At 61.9% G+C, this 21,849-nt stretch carries 16 protein-coding genes; 6 read left to right on the forward strand and 10 right to left on the reverse strand.

Translation table 11 applies throughout. From position 1 onward, the window contains the following. Positions 1 to 235: 235 nt before the first annotated feature. On the reverse strand, positions 236 to 1,855 hold the full coding sequence (locus tag FNT36_RS25890) for an OmpA family protein (protein ID WP_317129592.1): 1,620 nt from the start codon (positions 1,853 to 1,855) through the stop codon (positions 236 to 238). A 653-nt stretch (positions 1,856 to 2,508) separates the two neighbouring features. Here FNT36_RS25890 and FNT36_RS04305 point away from each other — a divergent pair. Genes FNT36_RS04305 through nagA form a run of 3 tightly spaced genes read left to right on the forward strand, consistent with a single transcriptional unit; the run spans position 2,509 to position 5,558 of the window. Continuing rightward, positions 2,509 to 3,612, forward strand: coding sequence for a sensor histidine kinase (locus FNT36_RS04305; RefSeq protein WP_144844698.1), 1,104 nt, complete (start codon positions 2,509 to 2,511; stop codon positions 3,610 to 3,612). Positions 3,613 to 3,615: 3 nt separating this feature from the next. After that, complete coding sequence (locus tag FNT36_RS04310; protein ID WP_144844700.1) at positions 3,616 to 4,398, forward strand: LytR/AlgR family response regulator transcription factor; 783 nt, start codon at positions 3,616 to 3,618, stop codon at positions 4,396 to 4,398. A gap of 38 nt (positions 4,399 to 4,436) precedes the next feature. Further along, entirely contained in the window at positions 4,437 to 5,558 is a 1,122-nt protein-coding gene (nagA, locus tag FNT36_RS04315; protein WP_144844702.1) for an N-acetylglucosamine-6-phosphate deacetylase, read from the forward strand. Between the two features lie 128 nt (positions 5,559 to 5,686). Here the strand turns inward: nagA and FNT36_RS04320 are convergent, their stop codons facing one another. The 8 genes from FNT36_RS04320 to FNT36_RS04355 form a co-directional block, all read right to left on the reverse strand. Further along, positions 5,687 to 7,294: a T9SS type A sorting domain-containing protein gene (locus FNT36_RS04320; protein ID WP_144844705.1), complete on the reverse strand. Its 1,608-nt coding sequence runs from the start codon at positions 7,292 to 7,294 to the stop codon at positions 5,687 to 5,689. A 205-nt stretch (positions 7,295 to 7,499) separates the two neighbouring features. After that, positions 7,500 to 8,603, reverse strand: coding sequence for a VWA domain-containing protein (locus FNT36_RS04325; RefSeq protein WP_144844707.1), 1,104 nt, complete (start codon positions 8,601 to 8,603; stop codon positions 7,500 to 7,502). A gap of 15 nt (positions 8,604 to 8,618) precedes the next feature. Further along, positions 8,619 to 9,158, reverse strand: coding sequence for a CbrC family protein (locus FNT36_RS04330; protein ID WP_144844709.1), 540 nt, complete (start codon positions 9,156 to 9,158; stop codon positions 8,619 to 8,621). Positions 9,159 to 9,183: 25 nt separating this feature from the next. Continuing rightward, positions 9,184 to 11,475 carry a DUF5682 family protein gene (locus FNT36_RS04335; RefSeq protein ID WP_144844710.1) on the reverse strand — a complete coding sequence of 764 codons (2,292 nt, stop codon included), beginning with the start codon at positions 11,473 to 11,475 and terminating at the stop codon, positions 9,184 to 9,186. Positions 11,476 to 11,477: 2 nt separating this feature from the next. Next, positions 11,478 to 12,164, reverse strand: coding sequence for a hypothetical protein (locus FNT36_RS04340; RefSeq protein ID WP_144844712.1), 687 nt, complete (start codon positions 12,162 to 12,164; stop codon positions 11,478 to 11,480). A gap of 16 nt (positions 12,165 to 12,180) precedes the next feature. Further along, complete coding sequence (locus FNT36_RS04345; protein ID WP_144844714.1) at positions 12,181 to 12,621, reverse strand: hypothetical protein; 441 nt, start codon at positions 12,619 to 12,621, stop codon at positions 12,181 to 12,183. A gap of 31 nt (positions 12,622 to 12,652) precedes the next feature. Further along, positions 12,653 to 13,750 (reverse strand): ATP-binding protein, encoded by a 1,098-nt coding sequence (locus FNT36_RS04350; protein ID WP_144844716.1) that lies wholly within the window; start codon positions 13,748 to 13,750, stop codon positions 12,653 to 12,655. A gap of 7 nt (positions 13,751 to 13,757) precedes the next feature. Continuing rightward, a complete protein-coding gene (locus FNT36_RS04355) occupies positions 13,758 to 16,805 on the reverse strand; it encodes an SWIM zinc finger family protein (protein WP_144844718.1) in 3,048 nt (1,015 codons plus the stop codon). Positions 16,806 to 17,035: 230 nt separating this feature from the next. Between FNT36_RS04355 and FNT36_RS04360 the strand changes: the two genes are divergently transcribed. From FNT36_RS04360 to cbiB, 3 genes are read left to right on the forward strand one after another with little or no spacing between them, the layout of a single operon-like run. Then, positions 17,036 to 18,508 (forward strand): cobyric acid synthase, encoded by a 1,473-nt coding sequence (locus FNT36_RS04360; protein ID WP_233635676.1) that lies wholly within the window; start codon positions 17,036 to 17,038, stop codon positions 18,506 to 18,508. A gap of 10 nt (positions 18,509 to 18,518) precedes the next feature. Beyond that, the gene (locus FNT36_RS04365; RefSeq protein ID WP_144844720.1) at positions 18,519 to 19,547 is read left to right on the forward strand and encodes a pyridoxal phosphate-dependent aminotransferase; all 1,029 of its coding nucleotides are present in this window, start codon (positions 18,519 to 18,521) and stop codon (positions 19,545 to 19,547) included. Further along, positions 19,526 to 20,482: an adenosylcobinamide-phosphate synthase CbiB gene (gene cbiB, locus FNT36_RS04370; protein ID WP_144844722.1), complete on the forward strand. Its 957-nt coding sequence runs from the start codon at positions 19,526 to 19,528 to the stop codon at positions 20,480 to 20,482. The genes FNT36_RS04365 and cbiB overlap by 22 nt, the downstream gene beginning before the upstream one ends. Here the strand turns inward: cbiB and FNT36_RS04375 are convergent. Then, entirely contained in the window at positions 20,444 to 21,796 is a 1,353-nt protein-coding gene (locus FNT36_RS04375) for a cobyrinate a,c-diamide synthase (RefSeq protein ID WP_144844724.1), read from the reverse strand. The two genes, cbiB and FNT36_RS04375, sit on opposite strands and share 39 nt — an antisense overlap. Positions 21,797 to 21,849 lie beyond the last annotated feature (53 nt).

A 21,849-nucleotide genomic window follows, 5' to 3' on the forward strand; every position in this document is an offset into this window, starting at 1 on the left:
GTTGGGGGAATGCTGCTGAATCGGCCTAATCAAGACTTGAACCGGCCCGAACCAGACTGGAATCTCCCGTGCGGAGGAAGCAACGCTTACTTGGCCAGCAAGGCCATCCTAGGTAGCTACTGCGGCCCAGGTGCACCCTAGGCCACTGGGTCAGCATGGGCTTGCACCCAACGCAAAAGCCCTCCCCACCAGACGGCAGAGAGGGCTTCTATAAAGTCGGCTATCCTAAGGACGCTTACTTACGCTTGGCAGGAGCCTTTTTGGCAGGTGCCTTGCGGCTGCGGGGCGAGCCGGTACCAGTGGTCTTTTTGCCGGGTAGCTTCTGACCGCTAGCGCGGATTTCCGAGATGCTCGGAGCCGGGCCGTATTTGGTTTCGGCAGCATTGGCCTCACCAGTCAGGTAGGGGTCAAAGTCAACGCGGCGGTTCAGGGCCTGGCCGGCTTTGGTTTTGTTGTCGGCAATCGGCTTGGTTTCGCCGTAGCCACGGGCTTCGATGCGCTCAGCGGGGATGCCGTGGTCGAGCATGTACTTGCGGGCAGCAGCGGCACGCTCGTAGCTCAGGCGCAGGTTGTAGTCATCGGCACCTTGGCTGTCTGTATGACCAGCGATGCTGAGCGAGTAGTCGGGGTACTCGTTGAGAATCTGTACCATCTGGTCGAGGCGAGCATTCGACGAAGGCTTCAGGGTAGCCTTGTTGAAGTCGAAGTTGATGTACTTGGTGGCTTCGTTCAGAATCTTCTTCTGCTCGGCCTTAATCTCGGGGCAGCCTTTGTTGCTGGCGGGGCCGGCACGGTCGGGGCAGCGGTCCTGGTAGTCGGGCACACCGTCACCGTCGGTATCGAGCGGGCAGCCATTGGCATCCACTTTCACACCCGAGGGGGTGTTGGGGCACTTGTCTTTATCGTCCGACACACCATCGCCATCGCTATCAAGCGGGCAACCCGAAGCATCTACTTTCACACCTGCGGGGGTGTTGGGGCACTTATCGTCCGGGTCAGCTACACCGTCGCCGTCCGAGTCGGGGCAGCCGTTCAGGTTAGCCAGGCCCTTCACATCGGGGCACTTATCGAGGTAGTCAGCTACGCCGTCGCCGTCGGTATCAATGGGGCAGCCGTTTACGTCCACTTTTACACCAGCTGGGGTGTCGGGGCACTTGTCCTTTTTATCCGATACGCCGTCGCCGTCGGTGTCCTTGGCTTTGCCTAGGTTGGCACGCACACCAGCCGTGAACTGCAGGTAGCGGTCTTTCTTATCCCAGAAGGTAGTGGCTTGGTTATCCACACCATCGAGGCGGCCGTCGTTGGCTTGCAGGTAAGCCTGGGTGGCTTGCACGTAGAACGTAGCACCCTCACCTAGGTGGAAGTCAAGACCACCACCCACGTGGCCCCCAAAGGTGCCAAAGCGAGTGAAGTTGTTGGGGCCCGTGGGCGTGGCGTAGCGGTCAGACAGTACCCAGCTCCACTGCGGCTCTACCAACAGGTAGGGGTGCAGGAAGAACTCATCCTTCACCGGCAGCTTCAGCTTAAAGCCTAGGCCAGCTTGGTACATCTGGGCCCGAAAGCGCTGACCCGTACTGTTGAACGTGTTGCGCTCGTTGGGGAAGCGCAGCCGGGTGTAGTCCAGGTCTAGGCGCAGGTCGAGCCAGCGGCCGATGTACTGCGTGATGTCGAGGCCGCCGCTGTAGGGCATGTTGTCCCACTTCCAGAAGGCATTGCCTAGGTCGCCCCGGTACTGGGTAGCGTTGGCGTGCAGGCCAATGGAAGTTTTGCGGTCGGCGGTTTGGGCTTGGGCCTGCGTGGCAGCGGCCAGCAGTCCAAGGCCTAAGAGAGTAGCTTTACAAGCTGAGTGGTTCATATAGGCTGAACGGGAGAGTGAAAAACGAGTATTAAGGATGCGGAGGCGGGCCACAGGACTGGCAGCATTGATAACAGCCCCCCAAGCCCTCAAATAGGCAACTGCGCGAGTGCCTGATTACTAGCAGCTACCAGAGCTAAACTAGAATAGTCCAACTTTTGGTGAATTAAAGGAATTTCCTCCCTGAACGGAAGAGCCGCTGTAGGGTTTCTGCCGGTGGTCTAAACTCGACTATTTAGTTCCATTTTTCGCTTTCTTTCACCCGTAAATTGGGTAGGTTCAGCTAGCGCTCCGCTTTGTTCAGCGCCTAAATTGACTTATTCGGCTTTTTTTTTGGGTCCAAGAATTTGCACCGACTCGTCAGCAAGGTTTCTGGCTATAGGGGCCGTAACGGCCCATTGTAGTGCACCTAACCCGGGGTTTCTACCAGCCGTGGGGGCGGTTCGGGTCACGCTTGGGTTTACTCAGGGGGCAATTGAGCTTATTCAGCCTGAAAGTTGGCGTTTGCGACAAACGGCGGGCTGAATTATCGTTTAACATGATTTTCGCCTGAACGCGCCCCGCCCTAGGTGGCAGGCGTGCGCCTCTTTACCTTGCCAGCGTAGCCCAAGCCGCTTGGCAGTGTAGCAGCCGCTATTCTTTCGCTCTTTTCTATGAATCAACCGGTACTTACTGCAAGCAGCCCTGCCGCGCCGCGCCGCGGCCTGCCCCAGCTGGTGGTGCCGGTGATGTTTTCACAACGGGCCTACTTGCTCATTGCACTGGCTATCTCGCTGGTTTTCGGGATGATTGCCTTGCCCACAGGCGTGCTGCCTCGCAGCTATGCCACCCCAAGCGAGGCCCTGCTGCTGTGCCTGAATGCCGTGCTCATTTTCGAGATTCAGTTTTGGCTGCACTTCCTGCTGCGCTACCGCCCTAGCGCGGTGCAGCGCTGGTTTGCCCGGCAGTCGCTGCTCGTCGACCGTGGGCTGCGGGCGCTGCTCACGGCGCTGCTCGTGACGGGCTACAGCCTAGGGCGTCACTACCTCGATGCTCGGCTAGGTATCGCGTTCAACCAGCCTTCTATGCCCCTGCTGCTAACGCTGGCCCAGATAGTCAGCATCGTGGGGTTGTCGTGCCAGCTAGGCATCGAGCTGGTTGAGCGCAGCCGCTACCTGGCACAAGAAGTCGAAACCCTAAAGCGCGAGCAATTGCAGGCCCGCTACGAAAGCCTCAAGCAGCAGCTGAGCCCGCACTTTCTGTTCAACTCCTTGTCTACGCTGAGCGGGCTGATATACGACGAGCCAGCCGCCGCCGAGCGGTTTGTGAACGAGATGGCCCAGGTGTACCGCTACTTGCTGCGCCACGGCGAGCAAATGGCCGTGCCCTTACACGAGGAGCTGGCCTTTGTGCGCTCCTACGCCTACCTGCTGCAAATGCGCTTTGGCGAAGGCCTAGAGGTGCACGTAGACCTGCCCCCCGAAGTGCTCGACCGGCCGCTGCCGCCGCTGGCGCTGCAGTTACTAGTCGAAAACGCTGTGAAGCACAACACCGTGAGCCGCCGCCAGCCGCTGGCCATCACCATTAGCCTGGCCAGCGCCGACCAGCTGCGGGTGTGCAACCCGCGCTACCCGCGCCTCTCGCCCGAGGCCAGCAGCGGCACTGGCCTCAGCAACCTCACTACCCGCATCAGGCTTCTGCACCAGCAGCGCCTGCTGGTCGAGCAAACCGACCACGAATTCTGCGTCTTACTTCCCCTACCCGCTTCCTTATCGTAAACCGTGACTGTTCTTATTGTTGAAGACGAGCCGCGCACGGCGCGCACCATCGAGCGCCTGCTGCTAGGGCTGCGGCCCGAGGCCCAAGTGGTGGGCCAGCCCGAGTCGGTGGCCGCTACGGTGGCCTGGCTAGCCGAGCACCCCGCCCCCGACCTTATCTTGATGGATATCCATCTTTCCGACGGCAGCAGCTTCGAGATATTTCGGCGGGCCACCGTCAGCAGCCCGGTCATTTTCATCACGGCCTATGATGAGCACGCGCTGGAAGCCTTTCAGGTCAATGGCATCGACTATTTGCTGAAGCCCATTACGCAAGAAGGCTTGCAGCACGGTCTGCGCAAATTTGAGACTTTGCGCCAGCACTATGCCGACTGCGCCGCCGAGGCCGTACCCAACCTGGCCGCCTTGCTGCGCACCGTGCAGCAGCTGAGCAGCCCCCCGGCCTACAAAACCAGCTGGCTTATTCCGTTCAAAACGAAGCTAATACCCGTGGCGGCCACCGACGTGGCGCACTTCATTATCCGCAACGGGCAGGTGAGCCTGACCACCCTCGAAGGCCAGCACTACACCCTCGACACGCCCCTCGACGAGTTGGAGACCCAAGTAGACCCTAGGCAATTTTTTCGGGCCAACCGCCAGGTGCTGCTGGCGCGCCCGAGCGTGACGGCCCTAGAGCCCCACTACAATGGCCGGATGCTGGTGCACGTGCAGCCCGCCGCCGCCGAAAGCATCATCGTGCCCAAGCCCCGCGTCACGGAACTGCGCCACTGGGTGAGCGGAGGCTAGCGCAGAAAACGCAAACTGCTACTAGTGCGATAGTTTCGATGGTCTACCTGCTCACTAACTGCCGTATTTATACCGGCACCGAGGTGCTCACCGGGCATCAAGTGCTTATTGAAGGCGCGCGCATCGCGGCCTTATTTGCGCCGGGGCAACAGCTCCCACCGCTACCCCAGGTCGATGGCCAGGGGCTGCACCTGTGCCCCGGCCTGATTGATTTGCAGCTCTACGGCGGTGGCGGAAGCGCCTTTGGATTTGCGCCCTCGCTGCCAGCCTTGCAGCAGCTGCGACACCACACGTTGCGCCACGGCACGACTAGCTTCTTGCCAACCGTGCCGACTAATGCGCCCGCGGTCGTCGACCAAGCTTTAGCAGTTGTTAAGCAGGCCTTGCCAACCATGCCTGGGCTGCTAGGTTTGCACCTAGAAGGCCCCTATATCAGCCCCGCTAAACGGGGCGTGCACCCCGCTGAATTTGTGCGGCAGCCTACCCTAGGCGAACTGACCGACCTGCTCGACCGGGGCCGGGGCGTGCTGCGCATGCTGACGCTAGCCCCCGAAGTAGTAGGAGCCCCGGAAGCTGCTTTTTTGGCCACAACCGGCCTTGTCCTCTCAGCGGGGCATTCTAATGCCAGCTACGAGCAAGGCATGCAGGCGTTTGCCCACGGCTTTGCGGCGGCCACCCACCTCTTCAATGCCATGTCGCCCCTCACAAGCCGGGCGCCAGGCCTGGTGGGCGCGGTGTACGACGACCAAGCCGTGCGCGCGAGTATCGTGGCCGATGGTCGCCACTGCGCCTACGCCAGCGTGCGCATTAGCCACCGCCTGCTAGGCGAGCGCTTGTTCCTTATCAGCGATGCCACAGCGCCGACGCAGCAAGGACCTTATCAGTTTCGTGCGCAAGATGATTATTTCGTAGATGCCGCTGGCACGCTCGCCGGCTCTGGGCTGACTCTGCTACAAGCCGTGCGCAACTGCGTGCAGCACGTGGGCCTACCCCTGGCCGAGAGCTTGCGCATGGCCTCGCTTTACCCAGCGCGGGTGCTGGGTCTAGACCAGCACCTAGGGCGCATTGCGCCGGGCTACCAAGCCGACCTCTGCTTATTCGATAACGACTTTCGGGTGCACGCAACCGTGCTAGCGGGGCAGTTGCAGTGGCATCACTAGGCTAGAGTAGCTTGTTAGTGGCTTGCTACTCCAGCCTACGTCTGCGATGCCGCTGCTAAGAACAACCTAGGAAAGTGCTTCCGCATGCTAGTAAGCACCTAGCGCTGTGAGCAACAGATAGCCTGGATTTATTCTACAGCCAGCCGGCTTGTGGCGGTGCCCGCGCGCACCAGATACAAGCCTGGCGACAAGCCGGCCAAGTCAAGCACTACTTCGGTGGCATGGGCCGGCAACGCTTGCTGGCGCACAAGATGACCTAGGGCATCGAACACGGCAACGGGGAGCGGCTTTGCAATAGGAGCCGGCAACCGCAAAGTAGCGGCGTGGCGAGCCGGATTGGGAAAGAGCAATAGCGCAGCAGGTCCTTCGGCTGCCTTGGCAGCCAGCGGCCGACCAGCCGCGCTAGCCACAAAAGCGGCCTGCTGGTTGGTAGTAGTCAGCGCTAGGCTGCCAAAGGTGGCGCTAGGATTAGAAAAAGTACCCGCCATCACGAGTTGCCCAGTGGGCGACATTGCCGTGCAGCGCAACACAATGCCAGCCGAGCTGCTTGCCCGCAAGAGCGGTGTCGTTACGCCAGTAGCCGTGGTGGCAGTGGCTTCGAAGCTGGTATTATCTTCAGTAAAGCGGGTGTAGCTGCCATCCCGATTCAGGATGGCCCGTCCGCCGGGGCCCACGCCTCCTTGTACCTGCACCCAACTGCCCGCGGCATTCAGGCGGGCCAGAAAGGGGTAGGCGTTATTGCCGGTTGGGTTTTGCAAGGTGAGCGCACCAAAGGTGCCTTGCGAAGTGGTGAGGCTACCGGCCACGAGGGCATCGCCGTTGGTATCTAGGGCCAGGGCAACTTCTGCGGCAGGGCTCGCGCCGGGACTGGCATAGGCAAGCTGCGTCCAAGTGCCATCTAGGCCAAACCGGGCCACAAACAGCGCCTGGTTGCCGCTACTAGCTGGAACAGTTACTGTTTGGGCACCAAAAGTAATCGGCATGTTATTGGGCACTTGCATATAGCCCGCCAACACGAGCGTGCCGGTTGCATCCAGAGCAATCCCCCCTACCCACAGGTAGCTACCGTTGGTAGCGTAGGCCACATGCACCCATCCCGTACCTGGGCGGTACCGGGCCACAAACGTATTGCGGATGACGGGCGTAGGTAGCACCACGGTGCCAAAGGTGGTGTTGGCATCGAAGTAGTTGCCAACTAGCAGTATATCCCCGTTTGCCTCCGGCAAAATGCGGTCAACTCCTACCAAGTTCTTCGCCTGCGCTACATGCTGCCACTGCCCACCCGCGTCCCAGTTAGCGAGGAACATTCCGTTATAAAAACCAGACACTGAGGTACCACCAGTCAATGTCGCGCCGCCCAGCGAGAGGGTATTATTAAAACCTCCTGCCACCCACACGGCGCCCGCCGCGCTCACCGCCACGGCCGTAATGGCTTCATTATTCGGGCCGCCTAGGCTAGTGGCTTGCAGCCACACGCCGGCCGGGCTGAGGCGCGCCACAATGCCATCGGTGCCTCCCGCGCTAGTGAGCGTGAAGGTGCCTAGCGTCACGGTGCCCCGAAACGAGCCAGCAACTACGGTGTTGCCTCCCTCGTCGAGGGCTACTGCCGTGAACTCTACCAGTCCGGCCGTGCCGCTGCTTTGTGCCGCGGCCCATTGCCAAGCTTGGCCCTGACTAGGAAGGCTAGCGGCCAGCCCAATGCTCCACAGTAACCCAACAAGTAAAAATTTAATCATGAAATTCAAATAAAAATCAGTGATAATCAATCAGGTAATGGCATAAGCAATTTACTACCGTGCCGATGCCCGCGAGGCCAAGCCCTTAAAAGCAATTGTAAAATACTGGCGGCGCAACAAGTCTCCGATAGTCTCCAAGCTGTTTCTATCACAACACGTTATCTATGAAGGCAATTATTATTCAAACACTTAGAACCTACTGTTTTTAAGCCGCTAGCTTTTGGCCTTGAATAGCTGCCGCCATCAGCTCTGGAAACCGCGCGGGGGTGCAGGCAAAGCTGGGGATGCCGAGGGCAGCGAGCTGCTCGGCTACGCGGCGGTCGAAGCTCGGCGCGCCGTCGTCACTGAGGGCGAGCAGTACTACTATGTTGACACCAGCGGCCTTGAGGGAAGCGGCGCGTTTTATCATTTCGCGCTCGTTGCCGCCCTCGTAGAGGTCGGTGATGAGCACCAAGATGGTGTCGGTCGGGCGCGTGATAAGCTGCTGGCAATACCCTAGGGCCAAATTGATGTCAGTGCCGCCGCCTAGCTGCACACCGAATAGCAAATCGACCGGGTCGCGCAGGTTTTCGCTGAGGTTGACAACGGCCGTGTCGAAAACGACCATGTGCGTTTTCACAGCTTTCAACGAGGCCAGCACCGCCCCAAATACACCCGCGTACACCACCGACGAGGCCATCGAGCCGCTTTGGTCTACGCACAGCACGATTTCCTTTAACGCCTGTCCGCGCCGGCCAAAACCTACCAGCCGCTCCGGAATCACGGTTTTGTGGGCGGCCTGATAGTGCTTGAGGTTGGCTTTGATGGTGGCGCCCCAGTCGATTTCGTGGTAGCGTGGGCGCGGGTTGCGCACGGCCCGGCTCAGGGCGCCCTGCACGGCTTGGCGCAGTGGATTGGCAAGCTTTTGCTCTAGCTCGCGCACTACTTTGGTGATGACCTCGCGGGCCGTGGACTTGGCCTTCTGCGGCATCACGCGGCTCAGGGACATGAGGGTGCCCACTAGGTGCACATCGGCCTGCACCGTGCGCATGATTTCGGGCTCCAGTAGCAGCTGATTGAGACCTAGGCGCGTCATGGCATCTTGCTGCATCACGGCCACTACCTCGGTGGGAAAGTACGTGCGGATGTCGCTCAGCCAGCGGCTCACGCGGGGCGCCGAGCCGCCGAGCCCGGCCTTGCGCTCGGCCTTGTCGCCGTCGTAGAGGGCCGTGAGCACTTCGTCCATGCGGCCGTAGTCGGGCGGCAGCGGCACGGCGTCGGCCGCGTCGGCGGCGCTGCCCAGCACAAGTTTCCAGCGGGTAGTATTCATATGGATAGCAACTGCTTAATTGGCGTCTACGTGGAGGCGGTGCTTGCCACAGTGCTGGCATTGGAATAGATAGCCCGTCATATCGCCATCCTTGTGCAGGTGGTGCTGGATATTTTCCTCACCCCAGCCGCTGGCCACTGCATCGGCGCGAACCTCTGACCATACAGGAGCTAGCTCTTTGCTACCCACGTACCCTAGGAAAATGCAGGCATCCCCACAGTGTCCGAGCCAAACGTCACCCTGCCAGGAAGCGTAGCCGGGCGTGTGGCCGCTCACTTGCGCCATGGAGGCTTCGGACATCGGTAACCCCAGTTCTCTTGGGTCGGGATTCAGCCCTTCAAAATCAGACACAAAAGAGCCCTCGTACTTTTCGGCGGCACTGCCATCGGCAATGCACCAGGGGCAGAGCGCATCTATAGCAGTCGTGCAGTAGAAGTTGCCCCTATAGTGAAAATCGCGCGCCTTGCCACAGCACTGGCACGTAATAGGCCGTTGCTCGATGATGCCGAGCGCGTACGCATTGGGGCTGTAGAAGAAAAAGGGAGGCGTTTCCATAGTAGCTTTTAGCAATACTGGTGACCTAGGCGAGCGTGGGTACCGCTAGCAATTGGTAGAGCCCTGGCAGCACCAGCGCCCCACGTTCCCAATCGAACGCTACTTCATCGGCGCTGGCCACGGGCGCCGCCGCATCGCGCCCAGCTAGCTCCAGAAGCTGTCGCCGCTCGGGCAGCGAGAAGTCGGTGAAGGCGCGGCGCAGCAGGGGCACAATCTCGCGGAATGTTTCTTCGGGCAGGCTACCTAGCCAAGTGTCGAGCAGGCCAAACAGCTCGCGGTGGTGAATGAGTAGTAGGCCACTGCCGCGCAGAAAGCCCTCAATCCAAGCCGTGGCGTAGTCGGTGGGTTGGGCGGGGGCTAGCGCTAGGCCCAACATAGTGGCCGTGACGGTGGCATCAGCTTGCTGGGCATCGAAGAGAAAGCGGGTGGCGGCTCCGGCCAGCAGGCCGTTGCTGGCGGCATTGCGCTGCACGGCAGCCAGCGCGGCGTACCAGTCGGCGGCGTGAGCCGAGTTTTCAAGCAGCCGAATGGCTTGGTGACTGGCTTCGATGCGCTCTAGCAGCGGCTGAGCGGCGGCGTAGTCGAGGCCGGTGCAGGCGGCGGGCAGGCCAATGCAGAGGCGCGGCACCAGTTGCTGCACCACCTGGGCCACCTGCTGCGTATCGGTGCGGCGCACGTTGCCGTAGCGCAGCACCTGCACCAGCGGGGGCAGAGCGGCAAGCAGGTGCGTCACGTCGCGGGTGCTGGCCCCAATGCTTTCGAGCCGCGCTACCAGCGCCGGAATGGCGGGCCCTAGGTCGGCGCGCAGGGCGTCTTCTAGCAGTTGGCTCACCGCTTCGAGGGTGGTGGCTTCGGCGGCGCGGGCGGTGGCGCGGGTCGCGGCGGCGGCCAGCACCGTATTGCCCCAGCGCCCGGCCTCAATCACGGCCAGCGCTAGTTCGGGCTGCCAAGCCAGCTTCCACAATTCGTGGAACGTGCCGCTTTTGCCGGCTACTTCTTCGGGCTGGCCCCAGGTGATATCGAGCAGGCGCAGGCGGTGCAGCAGGTGGCTGCGGTCGAGTTGGGTAGCCTGGCGCAGGTCGAGGTCGAGCGGCTTGGGCAGGGCTTCGGGCTTGAGGCGCAGTGTTTTTTGCTGCTGGGCTAGGTCTTGCTGCAAAGGCGTGGCGGGCAAGCCAGCGGGCACTTCACCCAACTTCTCGCCAATGACCAGCGCCCGGTGCACGAGGTCGAGCGGCTCGGCATAGCCGCCCCCTAGGATGGCCACAGCCGCCTCTTGCAGCTCGTCGATGCCCGGCAGGGCCAGGCCCCGCACGGCGGCCAGCGCGGTCGCCAGCCGCACCCCCTCAATGGCGTGGGCCGAGGACGCATCTACGTCTTGCCCGCGCAACAGGCGCGTGGCCTGCACCATCCAGTGGGTGAGCACCTCGGCGCGGGGCTGGCTGAACAACACCTCGTACCAGGCCGGCGACAGCACCCCCGCCCCATAGCCCGAGCTAAACGACAGCCGCTCGTAAGTCCACGGAATCCAAGTGGTTTCGGTGGGCACTTTCTTTAGGCCTTTGAGGCGGGCCTTGTCTTCTTTCTTGAGCAATTCGGGCTGTAGCACCGGCGCGTGCCAGGCACCGCACACCACCGCCACGCGGGCGTAGCCCTGGCCGAGGGTGGCGCGCAGGGTTTCGCGCATGAAGGCCTCGCGCAGCAGAGTTTCCTCGGTTTCGGGGCGGGCCAACTCTTCGCGCAGGGCCGTCATCAGGTCGAGCACCACGGCGAAGGTATCAGCGTTGCCGGGGGCGTGTTCGAGGTGCGTTTCCCACCACTGCTCCGAGTCGGCATAGCCCGCCAGCCGGGCGATGTAAGCCACCGGGTCGGCTTCGAGCGCGTCGGCTGGCTCGCTAGCGGCCGGGGCGGCGCTGTCTTCAGGCCCTAGGTCCGGGGCAGCGGCAGCGGGCTCGGGGGCGGTAGGGGGCGCTAGGGCCTCGGCCACCGCGTCTTTTATCCCGAAGCGCAGCGCCATGGGCAAATCCATGCAGCGTACGTGGGCCGCGTGGCGGGCGCACCACTGAATGGCCTGCCACTCGGGCGAGAACTCGGCAAATGGCAGAAACGACGCCTGCCCCTGCTGCTTGGGGTTGTAGACGAGCAGCGCCACCGGCGGCCGCAGCTCGGGGTGGGTAGCAGTGACTAGGGCCGCTTCCGCATCGGCGGGGCACTCGAGCAGCACGATGTCGGGCCGGAAGGCATCGAGCGCGGCCACAAGGCTAGCCGCGCTGCCGGGGCCGTGGTGGCGAATGCCGAAGAGGCGCAGGTCGGTGGGCATTTTCAATGCATATTCATGAATTCCAACATTGTTCCAAACTCATCACAGTTTGCTTTATAACTCATTAAGGCTTTATCTGTACAATAAAACAGGTGAATTGAGCTTGGATTAGCTTTAACTTGATTGGTAGGCCATTTCAGAAATATAGTTGGTTGATATGGCCCGACATAAGACAGTTCCCTTCTAAAACCAAGTACTTCTCGAATAATATTTTTTTCAATATTTGTATTTTTACATTCAACTCCTATGTAAATATCCGTGTGCTTAGGATATTTGAAAATACCGGGTTTTATGAGAGCAATATCAAGTTCATGATAATTGCCCGGAACAGATTCAATTACAGTTCCTGTTTTGTGGTTGCTCAATGTAGCAAAATATACATCATTCCATAGCTCAGCTTTCACTTTCCCTAATTTTGATAATTCAAAATGTGGATATTTTGAATTAAGCCATCCCCCCTTTTGCTTCAGGACTAATTTACTTGATTTTAATAGTCTGATACTATAGCCCTCAACAGTATTAAGTTTTTCTATTATCTCAGAAAGAACAAGTACCTCGTACAACTTTCCATGTATAGAGGCTGGCTTGAATGCCATTAATGCACTAGCCCTCTTAGGAGCCACTATCGCATTTGCACGCAAGGTTGTACGAATACGTGCCTTTATACTACTGATTGTAGTAGCAGACATTGATTTTCTCATTGTTTTAGCCATTTATTGTTTCGTTTGAATCGTCTAGCAATATTACCCTGCGAATTGAGGTTAATTCTTCAATTAAATTACTGTAGTCCGGCACATTGCGCAAATCGTATTCCTCCACTTCACCATCAGTCAGTGACAATTCCACTACTATTGATTCCAATCGAAAAGACTCTATTGCTTCAGAAGAGTCACTACCTCGGGATTGAGAAATATTATTGTTTATTCTATTGATAATGCTTTGGTATGCATTATTAGATTTACTTTTTAATGAATCAGTGATTTCGCTTATATATCTAAGCAGGTAATCAACTGAAGACAATTGATTATTTTCCTCAATTACTTCATGCATCTTGATTAAAGCATCTTCTCTTATAAAAGAGAATCCATTTTTGTCTAGGTTTTGGCTTATATAGTTTACCAAGTGCTTCGCTTGCGAATTAGTCATTTGTGTCAAATTTTATATGAAAAAATCGTTTCTATTCCACCACCTCGCGGCACGCCCGGTACAAATCCTTCCAGCCGTCGCGCTCCTTTACCACGGTTTCTAGGTATTCGAGCCACACGACGCGGTCGGGGGCGGGGTCTTTAACCACAGCGCCGGTGAGGCCGGCGGCTAGGTCGTGGGCGCGCAGGGTGCCGTCGCCGAAGTAGGCGGCCAGCGCCAGGCCGGCGTTCATCACGGAGATGGCCTCGCCGGTGCTGAGGGTGCCACTGGGGCTCTTGAGCTTGGTTTTGCCATTGTCAGTGACGCCCGCCCGCAGCTCGCGGAAGATGGTGACTAGGCGGCTGATTTGCTCTAGCGCCGGGGCCTCCACGGGCAGCTGCAAGGCCCGCCCCTGCTTGGCCACGCGGGTTTGCACGATTTGGACTTCCTCGGCCAGGCTAGCGGGCAGGGGCAGCACCACAGCGTTGAAGCGGCGGCGCAGGGCGCTGCTCAGCTCGTTTACGCCGCGGTCACGGTCGTTGGCGGTGGCAATGACGTTGAAGCCCTGGGTGGCCTGGATTTCGGTACTCAGCTCGGGTATCGGCAGCACCTTTTCGGAGAGCATGGTCAGCAGTGTGTCCTGCACGTCGGAGGGGATGCGGGTGAGTTCCTCGATGCGCACGAGCTGGCCGGTTTCCATGCCTTTGTAGAGCGGGCTGGGCACCAGGGCGGCCAGCGAGGGGCCCTCGGCGAGTAGGCGGGCGTAGTTCCAGGAGTAGCGCAGACTGTCTTCGGCGGTGCCGGCGGTGCCCTGCACCAGCAGGTTGGTGTGCCCGCTGATGGCGGCCGTGAGGTGCTCGCTCACCCAGCTTTTGGCGGTGCCGGGCACGCCTAGCAGCAGCAGGGCGCGGTCGGTGGCCAGGGTAGCCACCGCAATTTCCATCAGTCGCCGCTGGCCGATGTACTTAGGCTCAATCTCGAAGCCATTGTCGAGCTTGCCCCCGAGCAGGTACGTGACTACGGCCCATGGCGAAAGCTGCCAGTTGGGCGGTTTGGGGCGGTCGTCGGCGGCTTTGAGGGCGGCGAGCTCCTCGGCGTAGAGGTCTTCGGCGTGGGGGCGCAGCAGGTCGGTCGGCAAAGAGGTAGCCATGCGGAAATTAGGATAAAGAGGGAGTGAAAGGTTCGGTAAGGCTGGCGGCTAGCTGCTGGCGGAAGCGCACCGACTCCAGAAATTGCTCGACGAGCGTCGCCACGGGCGGGTGGGTGCTGGCTAGCGGCTCTAGGGTGTGGGTGCAGGCCGCCAGCTGCTCGATGGGCGCGGCGCTCGCCAAGCGCGCCCACAGCGCCGAGAGGCGTTGGTGCGGTTCGCCGTAGTAGTACGCCACGCTCGGGACCAGCACCTTAGCAGCAAATTGAAGCACCGCCTGCACTACATCGGCGGGCCAGGGCGCGGATACGTGGGCTAAGAACTCGGGCAAAAACCTAGGTAGCTCGCTCGTGCGGGGCGGTAGCTGGGTACGGAGCAGGGCGAGCTTCTCGTCCTCGCTCAGCAGGGCCAGCAGGTGCGTGGCTTGCTGCTGGGCCAGCAAATGGGGCTGCGCGAAATGATGCAGAAGCAGCGGCACCGCAAACCCCTTATCCTGATGCAGAGAAGCCGCCCGCGCCCAAGCGCGCAGCAGCAGCGTATGCCACTCACTATCCGCGGCCAAGTCCAGTAGCTCCTCGGCCGATGCTCCTAGGTGCGCCGTCCAGCGGCTGGGCGGCAACAGGCTCAGCAGTTGGCCTAGCCACCCGGCGCGCTCGCCGCCCTCAATGCTCGTCGTTTTCTGCTCGATGCCCTCGGCCTGCCACGATTTATCCCAGCCTTCCGGCAGCTCCACGAGCAGCTTATTGCGTCCCAGAAGCGGGCGTTTCAGACCTAGGAGAGACACGGCGCGCTGCCATAGCCGCTCCTGCAATTCTGAGTTAGGTAGTCGCACTAGCAGCAGCACCACGGTTTGGCGCACCTCTTTGCTTTTAGAAGCAAGATAGGAGGTTAGCAGCGCCGCATCGGCCGCCTCGACGGTAGGCGCCAACTCACCCAGCAGGGCGGCCTGGGCAGCGGCGGGCTCGGCGGGCAAAGCGGCACCTAGGAACTGCCGGGCCTGCTCGGCATCAGTCTGGCGCAGCTGCCTGATAAAGTGCTTGCGCTGGGCTAGCGTCCCCGTTTCCCAGACGCTTAGGTCATCGGCTGACTGCTCGGGCGCCAGCACCGCGTGCCAGTCGGGGTTTTGTTGCGCCAGCCACCGGCCGCGCTCGCCCAGCAGGGCCAGGTTGCCGGGCGAGTGCTGCCGAAAGCTTTCGTTTTGCAGGGCCGCTACCAGCAGCGCCGGCGGCACCAGGCGCTGGTGCTGGGCCATTTGCTGCCAGTAGTCGGTGCGGAAGGCAGTGTACTGGCTATTAGTCAGCAGCGTGCGGAAGGCGTCGGCCCCTAGGGGCCCGAGCGGCTGCCCGGCATCGGCGGGGGCCGGCTGGGGCGGCTCCTTAGTGGCTTTGGGAGGCTGGGAGCCGGCCTTTTGCATCAGCGCCAGCGTGCCCGCCGCTAGCAGTAATTGCTGCTCGGGGCTGTCGGCTGAAGCGGCCAGCCCCGGCAGCGGCAGCACTGCTTCGCCGCTTTGGCGGGTGCCTAGCAGAGCGATGCGCAAGAGCTGCGCGAAGGGAGGGAAAGCCTGCCTAGGGGTATTTTCGGGAGCCGACCCGGCTGTTGCGCCCGCTACCGGCGCTGAGGCAGTAGAGCTAACTGGCGACGACGCCTCCGCACTAGCCAGCGCAGGCTGAGGGGCCGCGGCCTCCTCACGCGCAGCTTGGCCAGGCCAACTGCTGAGCGGCCGAAACGCGCGCCCATCCCATTCGCCGAACAGCGTAAGGGGCTGGCCGCCGCTCCGCGCCAGCAGTTGCCAGGGTGCGTCATCGGTCGTGAAGCGCAGGGGCAGCGCCACGGGGTCGGTGGGGTGCACCAGCACCCAGTGGCCGCCGGGCTGCTGCGCTAGTTGCATCTGCCCTAGGGTAGCGGGCCACTCGCGCAGCCAGGGCTGGCGGCCCAGCGCCTGCGCGTACTCCTCGAGCAGCTGGCTAGGCTGCTGCGCGGCCTGGGCACCAGTCAAAGGTGCAGAACCTAGGAAGGTGAACGCAACTGGGGCGGCGCGCAGCGGCAGGGCGCCTGGGTAAAACAGCAGTCCTCCCGCGTAGATGCCCTGCGGCACCAGTGGTGTCGCAAAAGCTTGGCTGCCAAACGCAAATTCCAGCACCAGCGCGTAGCGGCCGGTGCCCAGGCCATAGAGCCAGCTGCGGCGAGCCGTCAGCCGCTCTTCGTCCCAGGTGAGCTGGCCCACTACCTGCCACTCGTCGGCCACGGGGCTGGCGTAGGCGGGTAGCTCTTCTTTTTTGATGGTGATACCTACTTGCTGCAGCACTTCCTGCCGGGTGGCGGTGGGCAACTGCGCGTGGTTTTGAAAGGCGCGCACTAGCCAGTAAAGCTCGCCTAAGCGGCCCAGCAAGCGGGCGGGCCAGTCGGCGTGGGTGTGGCGCAGGGTGGCCAGCTCGCGCAGCGTGCTTGCCAGGCCGGGCAGCTGGTTGTCTACCAGCCGGGCGGCTTGGCTTTCCCAAAACTTGGCGGGCTGCTGGTCGAGCGTGGCTAGCCCGTGGCGCACTAGGTCAAGCAGCCAGACTTCCAGCTCGTCGGCCCCCTGCGCCATGCGGGCTAGCCGGGCGGGCGCTACCCCGCCACCGGGCGCACTAGCCGGCTCGGGGCCGGCCGGGCTGACGGCTGCGGTGGTCGCAACTTCTGGCACTGCTGGGCGGGGCGCGGCCGCTTTTTCTTCTTTCTTAGCCTGGGTTTGCTGGCGTTTGGCCAGCCATTCCTCTAGCCATCCAGGCGGCGTATTAGCCGCAAAAAGTGCGGGCTGACGGGCCAGCAGTAGCAGCAGGCCCGCCCCATGCTTGCACGGAAACACGCGGCTGGGGCACGAGCACTTAAAGGCTGGCTCGCGCAGGTCGATGCCCGTTAGGTAGGGCTTTGAGCCACTGCCCGCGCACTCTCCCCAGGCGGTGTCGTCGGTGCGGCCTAGGTTGTTCCACTTGGCTGGCTGGGCCAGCTGCTGCCCGCGTTGCAGCGTACCCGCATCAGTTACGAAGGCCCGAGCCTGGTCTTCGGAGTAAGAAATCATGTTAACAGGCTTGGCAGTAGCGGCACATATTGCGGCACAAAGTAGCACGGAATAGTAACTCCTCCCCTACTGGCCGCCCTTCTTCTTTTTTAGAAGAAAGTCGTGACTACAACGAGAGGATTTTACCTCTTTTACCCAAACCTCTCGGCTGACTCCCAAAAGTCGCCGTGGCGGCTGGCGAAGCATTCTCCTACCTTTGTCCACTTCTGTAGTGCGCCCTGGTTTTAATTATGCTTCGTCCCATCATGTTTGTCGGCACTGCCTCCGATGTGGGCAAAAGCGTCATAACCGCGGGCTTCTGCCGGCTCTTTCGGCAAGACGGCTACTCGCCGGCGCCCTTCAAGGCGCAGAACATGTCGCTCAATAGCTACGCCACGCCCGAGGGCCTAGAAATAGGCCGGGCGCAGGCCGTACAGGCCGAAGCCGCCGGCATTCCATGCCACGTCGATATGAACCCGGTACTGCTCAAGCCGACCTCCGACCAGGCCTCGCAGGTGGTGCTCAATGGCCGGCCCATCGGCACGCAGTCGGCCTACGAGTACTTCCGCGCTAACGACCGGCACAAGTTGTTTACGGCAGCCACTCAGGCCTTCGACCGGCTGGCCAGCCGCTACTCGCCGGTGGTGCTGGAGGGTGCCGGCAGCATCTCGGAGCTCAACCTCAAGCGCCGCGACATTACCAACCTGCGCATGGCCCGGCACGCCGGCGCGGCCACCTACCTCATAGCCGACATCGACCGCGGCGGCGTGTTTGGGAGCGTGTACGGCACGCTGGCGCTGTTAGAGCCCGAAGAGAAAGCCTGCATTAAGGGCATACTTATCAATAAGTTTAGGGGCGACGCGCGGCTATTTGACGATGGCCGGCAGCAGTTGGCCGCGCTCACGGGCGTACCAGTGGTGGGCGTGCTGCCCTATTTCCGCGACATCTTTATCGAGGAAGAAGACTCGGTGGCGCTGGCTCGCAAGCAGCGGGGGCCGGCCGCGGCTGGCCGCGTGCAGGTAGCCGTGGTGCTACTGGGCCGCATGTCCAATTTCACCGATTTTGACGCCCTAGGGCACGACTCGCGCGTGCACCTGTTCTACACGCACGAAGCGGCTGAACTAGCCGCGGCCGATATCATCATCTTACCGGGTAGCAAAAATACGATTGACGACCTTATCGCCTTAAAGAACACGGGCTTGGCAGCGGCCATCATTCAGGCGCACCGGGCCGGTAAAACGGTAGTTGGCATCTGCGGGGGATACCAAATGCTGGGCCGCTCGGTAGAGGACCCCGACGGAATAGAGAGCCGCGTAGCCGCTACGGCCGGCCTAGGGCTGCTGCCCGTGCGCACCGTACTACAAGGCGAAAAGACCACGCAGCAGCGCCATTTTGCCTTCCGCGATGCGCCCGCGGCCGACTGCCAAGGCTACGAAATCCACATGGGCCAGACTACGCCCGATGGCCCCGCGCAGCCTGTGGCCACGCTGGCCGATGGCGCGCCCGATGGCTACTATGCCGGCCCCACCTGCTGGGGCACCTACCTGCACGGCATTCTAGACAACCCGCCAGTTATCGAGTACCTGCTGGCGCCTTACACCATGCAGGCACCCAGCGCGCCCCTCGACTTTACGGCCTTCAAAAACAGCCAGTTCGACCGCCTGGCCGACCTCATCCGGGCCAACGTGGATATGAATCAAATTTACGCCGCCCTCCAACGCTAGCCCCTCCCCCATGCTCCACGGCCACGGCGACGACGGCTACCGCCACGCCTCCCCCATCCGCGCCGACTTCAGCACCAACGTGTGGTACGGCGGCCCCCCGGCGGGCCTGCAAGACTACGTATTCAGCCAGTGGCCCAGCGTGAGCCGCTACCCCGAGGTGCTGGCCGAAAGCCTAGCCGCCCGCATTGCGGCCCACCACGGCGTGGCCCCCGCGCAGGTGCTCGTGAGCAGCGGCACCACCGAAAGCATTTACCTGGTGGCGCAGGCCTGGGCGGGGCAGCGCAGCACGGTGCTCACGCCCGCCTTTGCCGAGTATGAAGATGCTTGCCAGCTGCACGGCCACTCGCTACATTTTTTGCCCTGGGAGGACCTAGGAACCACCCAGGCACTAGCCAGCGACCTAGTTTTTATCTGCAACCCCAACAACCCCACCGGCAGCGTGCTAACGCCCGGCCTGCTGCCGGCTCTCCTGGCGCAAAATCCCGCCACCGTGTTTGTGCTCGACGAGGCATTTATCGAGTTCACGGCTAGTATCGAGTCGGCCATTCCGCTGCTGACAACCTTCGATAACCTCTTGATAATGCGCTCGCTCACGAAGGCCTACGCCATTCCGGGCCTGCGCCTAGGGTACGTGGTGGCCTCGGCGGCGCTGGTAGCGCAGCTCAGCCGCCATAAGGCGCCGTGGGCGGTAAATGCGCTGGCCGTGGCGGCGGGCCACTACCTCTTCGAAAACTACGCGCAGGTGCAACTGCCTCTCGCCCAACTACTGGCCGAGAAAGCGGCTCTGGTAGCTGCGCTGGCGCAAAACCCCGGCTTCGACATGTTGCCCAGCCACACCCATTATTTCCTGGCGCGCACGCGGCGCGGCACAGCCGCCGAGCTCAAGCGCTGGCTGCTAGACCAGCACGGCCTGCTGATTCGCGACGCCAGCAATTTTAGAGGGCTGACGCCGGCGCATTTCCGCATCGGCACGCGCGGCCCCGCCGACAACCAATTTCTCCTCACCGCTCTCGCCGCATGGACCGCTTCACCCGCCTAGCCACGCCCTTGGCCCTAGGCTACGCCCTCGACCTATGGCTGGCCGACCCCGAAGGCTGGCCCCACCCCGTGCGCACCTACGGCGCGCTCATCGCCGCCGGCGAGCGGCACCTCAATCACGGGTCGCACCGCTTCGCTAAAGGTACCGGACTGGCCGCCGGGCTGGTGGGCGGCACGTTCTTGACCTTTAAGCTGCTGCACCAGCTGTTGCGGCGCCTGCCCCCAGGCTGGGCCGTGGCTGCTGATACCGTGTGGGTATTCTACGGGCTGGCCAATACGGGCCTGGTGCGTGAGGGCCGGGCGGTGTTTGTAGTGCTGGATAGCGAAGGCTTAGAAGCCGGCCGCCGCCAGCTGGCCCGCATTGTGGGGCGCGACACGGCCCGGCTCGGTGCCCAGCAGATACGCACGGCCGTGCTCGAAAGCCTGGCCGAAAACCTGAGCGATGGCGTGGTAGCCCCGCTCTGCGCCTACGCCCTAGGTGGTGTGCCGGGGCTCATGGCGTACAAAATGGTCAACACCCTCGACTCGATGGTGGGCTACCGCAGCCCGCGCTACGAGCAGTTTGGCAAGTTTGCGGCCCGCCTCGACGACGTTGCCAACCTGCTGCCCGCCCGCCTCACGGCCGGGCTACTGGCGGCGCTGGGCGGCAGCGGGCGAGCGCTTCGGTTTATCGGGCGGTTTGGCAATCAGCACAAAAGCCCCAACGCTGGCTACCCCGAGGCCGCGCTGGCCGGTGTACTCGACTGCCGCTTTGGGGGTCCCAATTACTACCACGGCCAGCTCGTGCCCAAGCCCTACATCGGCGACAACCCGCGCCCCATCGGCCCCACCGAAATCGAGCGGGTGGCCCGCCTCAACCACGCTGTGTGCGCGGTGGTAGTAGCTGGCATTATAGGGCTATTCTGGCTGCGCCACCGGCGCCGGGCCGGCGAGTAGCGCTTCAATAAACGCCGAGTTTTCGCCCCAGTACAGGTGCACGTAGGACGCCCATACGTTACCCTGCCGGTAAAGCGGGGCGGGCACGGCCACACCTTTAGCATTGGTAATCAGCGCCGGGGCGGGCGTCAGGCCGTGGTCGGCGAGCTGGGAGTAGTGAAACTCGTGCCCCTTGACAGTCAATTCATTCCAAGCCACCGTGCGGTAGCCGAGCGTCAGCTTGGCCCCGACCATCGAGGTGGTGCAAGGCAGGGCGCCCACCATAGAGAAGCTTTGGCCCTGGGCATCGAGCAGGTGCTGCCCTAGGTACATGAGGCCGCCGCACTCGGCGTAGGCCAGGCCGCCCCCGGCGCAGTAGGCCGCGATGCTGGCGCGCATGGCTTCGTTGGCGCTGAGAGCTTCGGCAAACAGCTCGGGATAGCCGCCGGGCAGGTACAGAAAATCGGTGCCGGGCGGCAGCGCAGCATCGGCCAGCGGGCTGAAATAGGTAACCTCGCCCAGGCGGGCTAGGGCTTGCAGGTTTCGGTGATAAGTGAAAGTAAAAGCCGCGTCTTGGGCCACGGCAATGCGCCGCGGAGCGGGGCAAGCCGCCACGGTTGTATGCGGCGCGGCCGCCGCTGGGGCTGCCGTGCGCGTTACGGCCAGTAGGCGGTCGAGGTCTACGGTTTGGGGCAGCGCATCCGCCAGCGCCTCCACAATGGCTTCGTACTGAATAGCTGTATCAATCGACAGCCCTAGGTGGCGCGAAGGAATGACAAAAGCTGGATTGTTAGGCAAGTATCCCAGTGGCTCCACGCCCACGTCCTCACACGCCTCGCGCAAGAAGTGGTAGTGCGAGGCCGTATTCACGAAGTTGAAAATAGCCCCAACCAGCCGGATGCCGGGATAAAAATTCTTGAACCCAAACAGCAGCGGGGCCACCGAGTAGGCCATGGCCTTGGCATTAACGACCAGAATAACCGGAATACCGAGCTGCTCGGCCACGTCGGCGGCGCTGCCGCGCATGCGGTCGGCCCCGTCGAAAAGGCCCATTACACCTTCTACCACTGCCACATCGGCCGCGGCCATGGCGTCTGCGTACGTGGCCTGCGCGTGGCCCACCGACGCCATAAACAAGTCGAGGTTGAGGCTGGGGCGGCCGGCCGCCTGCGTGTGGTGGTGGGTGTCGAGGTAGTCGGGGCCACACTTGAAGGGCTGCACCACGAGTCCGCGCCGGGCCAGGGCCCGTAATAGGCCCAGCGTGAGCGTGGTTTTACCGCTGCCGCTGCTGGGCGCAGCGAGCAAAAACTGGGGTTTTTCGGGGGTAGAAGGCATGAAAAGGCGAAAAGGCGCGAGCTTTGCGGGCGCGTCGGGGCCGGGTAGCGGCT

The sequence above is a fragment of the Hymenobacter setariae genome (assembly GCF_007713685.1).
In the GTDB taxonomy this organism is placed as follows: domain Bacteria; phylum Bacteroidota; class Bacteroidia; order Cytophagales; family Hymenobacteraceae; genus Hymenobacter; species Hymenobacter setariae.

What these genes read in the sequence shown, in the direction of transcription:
- FNT36_RS04320 (WP_144844705.1), bottom strand. Translation starts at nt 7,294, where the DNA reads ATGATTAAATTTTTACTTGTTGGGTTACTGTGGAGCATTGGGCTGGCC.
- FNT36_RS04355 (WP_144844718.1), bottom strand. Translation starts at nt 16,805, where the DNA reads ATGATTTCTTACTCCGAAGACCAGGCTCGGGCCTTCGTAACTGATGCG.
- FNT36_RS04345 (WP_144844714.1), bottom strand. Translation starts at nt 12,621, where the DNA reads ATGACTAATTCGCAAGCGAAGCACTTGGTAAACTATATAAGCCAAAAC.
- FNT36_RS04350 (WP_144844716.1), bottom strand. Translation starts at nt 13,750, where the DNA reads ATGGCTACCTCTTTGCCGACCGACCTGCTGCGCCCCCACGCCGAAGAC.
- FNT36_RS25890 (WP_317129592.1), bottom strand. Translation starts at nt 1,855, where the DNA reads ATGAACCACTCAGCTTGTAAAGCTACTCTCTTAGGCCTTGGACTGCTG.
- cbiB (WP_144844722.1), top strand. Translation starts at nt 19,526, where the DNA reads ATGGACCGCTTCACCCGCCTAGCCACGCCCTTGGCCCTAGGCTACGCC.
- FNT36_RS04375 (WP_144844724.1), bottom strand. Translation starts at nt 21,796, where the DNA reads ATGCCTTCTACCCCCGAAAAACCCCAGTTTTTGCTCGCTGCGCCCAGC.
- FNT36_RS04365 (WP_144844720.1), top strand. Translation starts at nt 18,519, where the DNA reads ATGCTCCACGGCCACGGCGACGACGGCTACCGCCACGCCTCCCCCATC.
- FNT36_RS04305 (WP_144844698.1), top strand. Translation starts at nt 2,509, where the DNA reads ATGAATCAACCGGTACTTACTGCAAGCAGCCCTGCCGCGCCGCGCCGC.
- FNT36_RS04340 (WP_144844712.1), bottom strand. Translation starts at nt 12,164, where the DNA reads ATGTCTGCTACTACAATCAGTAGTATAAAGGCACGTATTCGTACAACC.
- FNT36_RS04330 (WP_144844709.1), bottom strand. Translation starts at nt 9,158, where the DNA reads ATGGAAACGCCTCCCTTTTTCTTCTACAGCCCCAATGCGTACGCGCTC.
- FNT36_RS04325 (WP_144844707.1), bottom strand. Translation starts at nt 8,603, where the DNA reads ATGAATACTACCCGCTGGAAACTTGTGCTGGGCAGCGCCGCCGACGCG.
- FNT36_RS04360 (WP_233635676.1), top strand. Translation starts at nt 17,036, where the DNA reads ATGCTTCGTCCCATCATGTTTGTCGGCACTGCCTCCGATGTGGGCAAA.
- FNT36_RS04335 (WP_144844710.1), bottom strand. Translation starts at nt 11,475, where the DNA reads ATGCCCACCGACCTGCGCCTCTTCGGCATTCGCCACCACGGCCCCGGC.
- nagA (WP_144844702.1), top strand. Translation starts at nt 4,437, where the DNA reads ATGGTCTACCTGCTCACTAACTGCCGTATTTATACCGGCACCGAGGTG.